At 42.4% G+C, this 8,800-nt stretch carries 7 protein-coding genes; 3 read left to right on the forward strand and 4 right to left on the reverse strand.

What is annotated here, in order from left to right; translation table 11 throughout:
• Nucleotides 1-172 precede the first annotated feature (172 nt).
• Nucleotides 173-1,720, forward strand: a complete 1,548-nt coding sequence (locus tag L4C33_RS16640; protein ID WP_428813533.1) for a SulP family inorganic anion transporter — start codon at nucleotides 173-175, stop codon at nucleotides 1,718-1,720.
• 115 nt (nucleotides 1,721-1,835) lie between these two features.
• Here L4C33_RS16640 and L4C33_RS16645 read toward each other — a convergent pair whose 3' ends face one another.
• A complete protein-coding gene (locus L4C33_RS16645; RefSeq protein ID WP_428813534.1) occupies nucleotides 1,836-2,288 on the reverse strand; it encodes a low molecular weight protein-tyrosine-phosphatase in 453 nt (150 codons plus the stop codon).
• An 82-nt stretch (nucleotides 2,289-2,370) separates the two neighbouring features.
• On the opposite strand from L4C33_RS16645, the gene cobO reads away from it, so the two are divergent.
• A complete protein-coding gene (cobO, locus tag L4C33_RS16650; RefSeq protein ID WP_428813535.1) occupies nucleotides 2,371-2,976 on the forward strand; it encodes a cob(I)yrinic acid a,c-diamide adenosyltransferase in 606 nt (201 codons plus the stop codon).
• Nucleotides 2,977-3,074: 98 nt separating this feature from the next.
• Here cobO and L4C33_RS16655 read toward each other — a convergent pair whose 3' ends face one another.
• The 3 genes from L4C33_RS16655 to apbC all read right to left on the reverse strand — a co-directional run bounded on the left by L4C33_RS16655 (nucleotide 3,075) and on the right by apbC (nucleotide 7,197).
• Complete coding sequence (locus L4C33_RS16655; RefSeq protein WP_428813536.1) at nucleotides 3,075-5,234, reverse strand: AsmA family protein; 2,160 nt, start codon at nucleotides 5,232-5,234, stop codon at nucleotides 3,075-3,077.
• A gap of 85 nt (nucleotides 5,235-5,319) precedes the next feature.
• Nucleotides 5,320-5,961, reverse strand: coding sequence for a uridine kinase (udk, locus tag L4C33_RS16660; protein WP_428813537.1), 642 nt, complete (start codon nucleotides 5,959-5,961; stop codon nucleotides 5,320-5,322).
• 162 nt (nucleotides 5,962-6,123) lie between these two features.
• Nucleotides 6,124-7,197, reverse strand: a complete 1,074-nt coding sequence (apbC, locus tag L4C33_RS16665) for an iron-sulfur cluster carrier protein ApbC (protein WP_428813538.1) — start codon at nucleotides 7,195-7,197, stop codon at nucleotides 6,124-6,126.
• A 156-nt stretch (nucleotides 7,198-7,353) separates the two neighbouring features.
• Here apbC and metG point away from each other — a divergent pair.
• The coding region (gene metG, locus L4C33_RS16670) for a methionine--tRNA ligase (RefSeq protein WP_428813539.1) at nucleotides 7,354-8,800 on the forward strand (1,447 nt) is incomplete at its 3' end.

Here is an 8,800-nt window from a genome sequence, read left to right on the forward strand (position 1 = left end):
ATATTAGATATATTGCTCAAAATAGTGTTCAACCTTGAACTTAATCACATTTTTGGGTAGCATTCGCGCACTTATTTGTTCGACACTTAGCAATTGCAGCTCTTTTCCACCACTGTTTAGCAAAGCAATATACTCGTGTCGGTAAATCCATTTTTAGTATAGCTGAGCAAACATGTTCGAATTCCCACAATTTTCAAAGCACTCTGTAAAGAATGACGTGCTTTCAGGTCTTACAGTAGCACTAGCTCTTGTACCTGAAGCTGTAGCATTCGCTTTCGTAGCTGGTGTTGACCCTATGGTTGGCCTTTACGCTGCATTTATCGTTGGTTTCATTACTTCAATCTTCGGTGGCCGCCCAGGCATGATCTCTGGTGCAACTGGCGCAATGGCTGTTGTAATGGTGAGCCTAGTAGCGACTCACGGTGTCCAATACCTTTTTGCAGCAGTAATGTTAGCGGGTATTCTACAGATCACTGCTGGCCTATTTAAGCTTGGTAAGTTTATCCGTATCGTTCCACACCCAGTAATGATTGGTTTTGTAAACGGCTTAGCGATTGTTATCTTCTTAGCACAGCTTGGACAGTTCAAAGCCCCTGACGTATCAGGTGCTCTTACATGGTTACCAACAGGCCAAATGACGTTAATGCTAGGCCTTGTTGCTTTAACAATGGCTATCATTCACTTCCTACCAAAGATCACAACGGCTGTACCTTCGTCTCTTGTAGCGATTGTAACGGTAACTGCTTTGGTTGTAGGTCTGGATCTAGAAACTCGTACTGTAGTCGATTTCCTACGTACTATGTCTGGTGACGAAGCAGCAACGCTTGCTGGTTCACTGCCAACATTCTCTATTCCTTCTGTACCGTTTTCGTTTGAGACTCTTCACATCATCCTACCGTACGCAATTATTCTTGCAGCAATTGGGTTGATTGAATCTCTACTAACTCTGACTGTACTTGATGAGATGACGAACACTCGTGGTCAATCTAACCGTGAATGTGTTGGTCAAGGTATGGCTAACGTAACTTGTTCAGTATTTGGTGCTATGGGTGGCTGTGCGATGATCGGTCAATCGATGATCAACGTAAACTCAGGTGGTCGTGGTCGTCTTTCAGGCATAGTTGCTGCAGTAGCATTACTAATGTTCATTCTATTCGGTTCAGCACTGATCGAAATGATTCCTCTAGCAGCGCTAGTTGGTGTAATGTTCATGGTTGTTATCGGTACATTTGAGTGGGCAACGTTCAAACTTGCTCGTCGTGTGCCAAAGCAAGACTTCTTCGTTATCGTTCTAGTAACCGTTGTTACTGTAATGACTGACCTAGCGGTTGCTGTATTTGTAGGTGTTATCACCTCTGCGCTTATGTTCGCATGGCAACACGCTAAGCACATTTACGCAGATACATCAGTAAATGCAGAAGGCTCGAAAGTATACAAAATTAACGGTCCGATCTTCTTTGGCTCGACTGCTAACTTCCTAGAGCTATTCAACTCACATGATGACCCGCAAGACGTTATCGTTGATTTCGCAAGCTCACGCGTTACAGACCACTCAGCAATTGAAGCTATTGATACTATCGCTGAACGTTATGCGGCACTGGGTAAAACATTACATCTTCGCCACCTAAGCCAAGATTGCGTAACCATGCTACATAAAGCTGGCAGCTTAGTTGAAGCAAACGTAGCTGAAGATCCAGTATACAAAGTAATGTCTAAGTAATCTTAGCCATGCTTGAAGTCTCATCGCTGTACATTGAGTAGCTTCAAAGTGAAAAATTAAAAATGCCGACATATATTGTCGGCATTTTTGTATCTAATACATTTGKTAAATTGCGCTACTTAAATTGGCGTAGTATTGCTTCGCTAGACTCTTCTATGAGATCTAATACCAATTCAAAGCCACCTCCCTCTCCATAATATGGATCCGGCACTTCTTCATAGTTGGCGCTCCCAAAGCTCAAAAACAAATTCAACTTATACGTTAAATGTTCAGGGCACTGTGATTTTAAATCCGATAAGTTCGCGTTATCTGCAGCAAGGATTAAGTCAAACTCTTCAAAGTCATGATGCGTGACTTTACGAGAACGAATCCCTTTAAAGCTATACCCTCTTGCTTCACCAGCAGCTTTAGATCTTGGATCTGGCGGGTTACCTTCGTGGTAGCCTATTGTTCCGGCTGAGTCCACACTAACCTTAATACCTAACTCTTGGGCCTTCTTTCTCAATACCGCCTCTCCAGTTGGCGAACGGCAAATATTTCCCATACAGACTACGAGTATCTTTTTCATTCTTAATCACCTGTTCCTAGAAGGTTTTTGCAAGGGTTAAGTTAAGCTATGATACGCGTAATCACAAATAAAAGGATTGAACATGTCGACTGAAGATAATAAAGAGCAGCGCCATAAAGCACGACAACAAAAAGTTAAAGAACAAGTCGATGCTCGCGTTGCTGCAGCACAAGAAGTGAAAGGCCTTCTACTGGTGATTACAGGAAATGGCAAAGGCAAGTCTACCTCTGGCTTCGGCACCATTACACGCGCAGTAGGACACGGTAAAAAGTGTGCAGTCGCTCAGTTTGTTAAAGGAACTTGGGATAACGGCGAAAAGAACGTCCTCCAAAAGCTGGATGTTGAATTCCAAGTCATGGGAACTGGTTTTACATGGGAAACCCAAGACAAAACTAAAGATATTGAAGCCGCACAACGTATTTGGAAAGAATGTAAACGTATGCTAGCCGACGAATCGTTGGATGTTATTTTGTTCGACGAGCTAACGTATATGGTGAGTTATGGATATATCGAACTAGATGAAGTTGTTGAAGCTCTAAACAATCGCCCTAAGATGCAGTCCGTGATTATTACAGGCCGAGGAGCGCACCGTACGCTTACTGAGATGGCTGATACAGTATCTGAAGTCCGTAATGTGAAACACGCCTTTGAATCTGGCGTAAAAGCGTTACAGGGCGTTGATTGGTAGTCGCTGGATACTTCGAACAGTTGCACACCATACAAAAAAGGGATAGCTCAATAGCTATCCCTTTTGTTTTCGGACTCACCGTATTTAATTAAGCCAAGCTAGTTAAATAGACCTTTTAATAAGCCATTAACTGCTTCTTTCGTTTTCTCGTCCTTAATTTTGTCGCCTAACTTTTCGTCAAGCTTCTTAAGTCCACGATCAATTTCCTTGTTCGCTTTTTGTTTAAGAACGTCATCGAATACCAGTTTAAACTTAGGTTCAGCCCAAGCACCTGTAATCTGAATTGGGATCGTCACATCTTTTAGATCATCGATACTTTTACCGCCCTGACCTTTTAACGAACCGACAATCGATGTTCTTACTAGGAAATCTACGGTTTCATTAATGAAGTTAGCCTTACCATCACCAGTAATTCGTAATAATGGAGATTGCATAGACAAGTCATTAGTTGAGACCCAACCTTTGTTCACTTTAAGCGTCGCTTTCATTGCACTAAAGTCGGTTTTCTGGACACCTTCAACATCGTCGATTTTCTCGCCTTTAATTTTAGCGTAATTCTCTCGAATCAATTGAGCGACATTAATACCGTTTACAGCACCATCTTCAAAGTTAATAACGACAGTACCAACAAGGTTCTTCTTAATACCTGTTGGCGTTAAGCTTTTCCCTTTAATGTCGACATCAATATTACCAGTGCCTTCCAGTTGATCGTTACCAGCAACATCTTTAAGTAAAGGTTGAACTTTCACCCCTTTAATACGTTTCTTCGCGGTATACGTAGCTGGAGATTTACGGGCATCTAGCTTCGCTGTTGCTGAGATAGAGCCACTATAAAGGTTCGATTTAAATGACGTCAGTTCAGCAATACCCCGGTTGACTGAAAACGCGGTAGCAACATTCTGCATTCGAGCATTATTTGCCTTAAACTTATCAATCGTGATTTTACCTTTAACATCGAGACCCTTTAACGCAGAAAGGTCTGGTTCAACTTCTTTCTGTGGTGCGGCTTGCTTTGTGCTTGGTTTAGTTGTGGATGCTGAACCTGATGTATCAGCAGGAGCAGAAGCTACTTCCGCTTCTTTACCCAACCCCAAGAATTCATCTAAATCAATATTTGGACTATTCAAAACAAAACGAACTTTAGGGATATCAGCTAAAGTAACGTCAGCTTTACCATCTAATTGGATTGCGTTTGCTGTTAGCTTCTCTAATACAAAAGATAAATGGCTTTGGGTTAAGTCAAAACTTAGGTCAGACGCCATATCGACTTTCATTGGAGATTGAGGAAGAGTATCGCCTTCAAAAGTTGCATCCAGTGTCAACGCGTCTAATTTAACCATTGAGATAGCTTTATCTACCAATAGTTCACCAGAACCATTCATATCAAGCTTTAGACCCGCGGCATTACCAGCAACGGCATATGTTAAGTTACCAACCTGGTCAAACTCAAAACTATCTAACGCGATCTTCGCAGAATTTATTTGAGTAGACGGGTCATTAAAGCTCGCTTCAAAATCAATATTACGCAATGCATATTCTGCAAAACCCTTTGAGAGTTTAAAATCCGCTTGTCCATCGGCTGCAAAGTTCTGTTGGTTATTTTTGCCTTTTACAGAAAAAGTCGCTGTCGTCCATTGTTCAATAGCAAACTCAGACAAGCTCAGCGATACATCATGCAGCTGAGTTAAACTACCCGCCTGGTGGTCCTGTATTTCAAGTGCAGCGTTAGAGATTGTCACACCCGCAAGGTTTATCGTCCATCCAGAGTTAGCCGACTGACTACTTTCAACGTCACTTGTTTGAGCAGTTTGCTGCGAGTTAGAGCTTGTCTTCTGTTCATTAACAACGGCAGGAGCTTCTTTAGACGGCTGGCTTAACGCATCAATATTTTTAGAACCGTTTTTTAACGTCTCTAGGTAAAATTCAGCACCATCCAAGGTAATGTTGCCAATTTCAAGCTGATTACTAAATAGTGGTACAACCGATACGTCTACACCTACGGAGTCCACTTTAAAAAGGTTTGGTTGGCTAAAACCTTGAGGGTTTTTTAATTCGGTTTTACCGAGGCTAAAACCAATAGAAGGGAAAAACTTCCAGCTAATATCGCCATCAATAACAAGTTCTAAACCCGTATTTTTCTGGGCTTGTTCAATAATAAGAGGCTTGAATTGATTAGGGTTAACCAATAAGACGAGTGCTAATACCGCAGCTACAACAGCAAATACTGGCACAGCAATGAAAAGAAACAGTTTCTTCATTAGCGTAATCCTTGCATGAAGTCTAAAAAGAAAGTGGCACCTAAAGTGCCACTTATCTCATAAAAAATAAAGTCTAATTAAAGCGTTACGACTTTAAAAGTTTTGCAATATGAGCTTTTAACACATCAATTGCGATGCGGTTTTTCCCGCCACGAGGAACAATGATGTCCGCGTATTGTTTAGAAGGCTCGATAAACTGCATGAACATCGGACGTACTGTTTCTTGATATTGCTTAAGCACAGTGTCCATAGTACGGCCACGCTCTTCAACATCACGCTTAACACGACGTAACAAACAGATGTCTAATGGCGTATCCATAAATACACTTGCGTGCATTAAGTTACGCAGACGCGGGTCAGTAAGTAGCAGAATACCTTCTAAAATGATCACTTTCTTAGGTGTAAGTGTAGTCGTTTCAGCGGTACGCGTATGCTCAGTGTAACTGTACTCTGGAACCTCTACTGCATTGCCACTCATTAGCTGCTGTAGGTGTTCACATAGTAAATCATGATCTAGTGCATTTGGGTGATCGTAGTTCGTTTTTACACGCTCTTCCATGCTCAAGTGGCTTTGGTCGCTGTAGTAGCAATCTTCCGTGATAACACCAATTTGATGGTCGCCAACTTTTTCGCGCAATTCATTATAAATTGTACTAGCAATCAGACTTTTTCCTGAAGCTGAAGCGCCAGCGATACCTACGATGACACATTGATTATTATCAGACATTAATTTTGCACCCGATATGGTTTGGTGGTGGGAATAGATAAACCGCCTGATTATAGGGGCTAAAGATATTAGATACTAGTCAACAGCGTAGTAAATTTCCGCTAATAATAGATTAGTAATATATTTAGCCAAGACAATCGTTTGCGCACTAATAAGCCCAGATTAAAGCATAGTAAAACTTATCGATTCAGGCTTTGCTTTCCCTTGCCAGTACATCTTACTGCACACTCTTTCAGCTAATTCCATATATAACGCTGAGTGAGTACTTTCTGGGCGCTTAACCACCGTGGGAGTTCCCGCATCAATATCTTCTCTCATATCGATATGCAGCGGTATTTGAGCAAGAATATCCAAACCATATTCTTGCGACATAGACTGAGCACCACCAGCACCAAAAATATGCTCTTTGTTACCGCAACTACTGCATATGTGGTAGCTCATATTCTCCACTAAACCCGTCACTGGCACTTCGACCTTATCGAACATGGCTACGCCTTTACGAGCGTCCGCCAATGCTAAATCTTGCGGGGTTGTCACCACTAGCGCGCCGGTAACTGGAATTTGCTGTGAAAGCGTAAGCTGGATATCCCCTGTTCCAGGTGGCATATCAATAATCAAATAATCGAGTTCAGGCCATAGCGTTTCATTAATTAATTGTCCAAGCGCTTTAGATGCCATGGGACCACGCCATACCGCAGCTTCATCTTGTGAAACCAAATAGCCGATCGAATGCGTAAAAATGCCGTGAGCTTCAATTGGCCTCATCCACTTGTTATCTTCAACTTCAGGCTTAGCATCAACTTTGCCCAGCATCATAGGTACGGAAGGACCATAAATATCCGCGTCAAGTAAACCGACCTTTGCCCCAGAACCTGCAATCGCAAGTGCTAAGTTCACAGCTGTGGTCGATTTACCAACCCCGCCTTTACCCGAAGTCACCGCTATCACGTTTTTTACGCCACGAAGTTTAGAATCTACCGTCGTTTCTAACGAAGCAGGTTTAACTTGAATTGAAAATTCAAACTTAGCAACTTGACCATCGTCGATTTGCTTACCTAACCATTGAGTTAACTGTTCATTCAACTCATTAGCAGCGAAAGGAAGGATTATTTCAAACTGACCATTTGCAAGTACCTTCACGATACCAGGAGAATTGGCCCACTCTGGGATGAGATTTGGGTGCTCAAATTGATTGAGCCAATCACAGAAATCTTGCTTAGATGAAAACGTACGCATGGACACTCCTTTTTTATTTATGCTACCACCGTGTCAGTCCAGACAGAACCCTAAAAAAACTAGGGCAATCAGCGCGCTCACTTCTTGGCGTCGAATGCGTTATCAAGTAGTATTGGCAATCAAATTAATACCCATTAACAAAGCGAAATATTAAGTATGGCAACTGATCCAAGAAAACTTTTGGTAACATGTGCACTTCCGTACGCTAACGGCTCTATTCACCTTGGTCATATGCTTGAGCATATTCAAGCTGATATCTGGGTTCGCTACCAGCGTCTACGTGGTAACACTGTAAACTTCATCTGTGCTGACGATGCTCACGGCACGCCAATCATGCTGAAAGCACAACAGATGGGTATCACACCAGAAGAGATGATCGCTGCTGTAAGTGAAGAGCATCAAAAAGACTTCGCAGGTTTTGATATCAGCTTTGATAACTACCACAGCACTCACAGTGAAGAGAACCGTGAATTAGCTTCTCACATCTACCTAGAGCTTAAAAAGAACGGCTTTATTTCTAGCCGCACGATCTCTCAGCTTTTTGACCCTGAAAAAGAAATGTTCCTACCAGACCGTTTCGTAAAGGGTTCTTGCCCTAAATGTAAGTCAGAAGATCAATACGGTGATAACTGTGACAACTGTGGTGAGACATACAGCCCAACTGAACTGATTAACCCTAAATCAGCAGTTTCTGGTGCGACTCCAGTAATGAAAGATTCTGAGCACTTCTTCTTTGACCTGCCTCAATTTGAAAGCATGCTAAAAGAGTGGACGCGTTCTGGCTCTCTACAAACTGAAACTGCAAACAAAATGCAAGAGTGGTTTGAGTCTGGCCTACAACAGTGGGACATCTCTCGTGACGCACCTTACTTCGGTTTCGAAATCCCAGGCGAAAAAGACAAGTTCTTCTACGTTTGGCTAGATGCACCAATCGGCTACATGGGTTCGTTCAAAAACCTATGTGACAAGCGTGATGACCTAGACTTCAATGAATACTGGAAAAAAGACAGTACTACAGAGCTTTACCACTTCATCGGTAAAGACATTGTTTACTTCCACAGCCTATTCTGGCCTGCAATGCTTGAAGGTTCAGGCTTCCGTAAGCCAAACAACGTATTCGTACACGGTTACGTGACAGTAAATGGCGCGAAGATGTCTAAGTCTAAAGGGACATTCATCAAAGCAAGCACTTACTTAAACCACCTAGACCCTGAGTGCCTACGTTACTACTACGCTGCAAAACTAAACAGCCGTATTGATGACTTGGACCTTAACCTTGAAGACTTCACTCAACGTGTAAACGCGGATGTTGTAAACAAGATTGTTAACCTTGCTTCTCGTAACGCTGGTTTCATTACTAAGCGCTTCGAAGGTAAGCTTTCTGCTGAATTTGCAGAGCCAGAGCTTTACAACGAATTCGTAGCAGCCGCTGAGCGTATCGGTCAGCTATACGAAACTCGTGAGTTTAGCCGCGCTATCCGTGAAGTTACGGCACTAGCAGATAAAGCGAACCAATACATCGACGAAAAAGCACCTTGGGTTCTTGCTAAGGAAGAAGGTAAAGAGAAAGAGCTTCAAGAAGTTTCTTCTGTAGGTATCAACC

This window comes from Vibrio makurazakiensis (assembly GCF_050337375.1).
Lineage (GTDB): Bacteria > Pseudomonadota > Gammaproteobacteria > Enterobacterales > Vibrionaceae > Vibrio > Vibrio makurazakiensis.

What these genes read in the sequence shown, in the direction of transcription:
- L4C33_RS16640 (WP_428813533.1), top strand. Translation starts at nt 173, where the DNA reads ATGTTCGAATTCCCACAATTTTCAAAGCACTCTGTAAAGAATGACGTG.
- L4C33_RS16645 (WP_428813534.1), bottom strand. Translation starts at nt 2,288, where the DNA reads ATGAAAAAGATACTCGTAGTCTGTATGGGAAATATTTGCCGTTCGCCA.
- cobO (WP_428813535.1), top strand. Translation starts at nt 2,371, where the DNA reads ATGTCGACTGAAGATAATAAAGAGCAGCGCCATAAAGCACGACAACAA.
- L4C33_RS16655 (WP_428813536.1), bottom strand. Translation starts at nt 5,234, where the DNA reads ATGAAGAAACTGTTTCTTTTCATTGCTGTGCCAGTATTTGCTGTTGTA.
- udk (WP_428813537.1), bottom strand. Translation starts at nt 5,961, where the DNA reads ATGTCTGATAATAATCAATGTGTCATCGTAGGTATCGCTGGCGCTTCA.
- apbC (WP_428813538.1), bottom strand. Translation starts at nt 7,197, where the DNA reads ATGCGTACGTTTTCATCTAAGCAAGATTTCTGTGATTGGCTCAATCAA.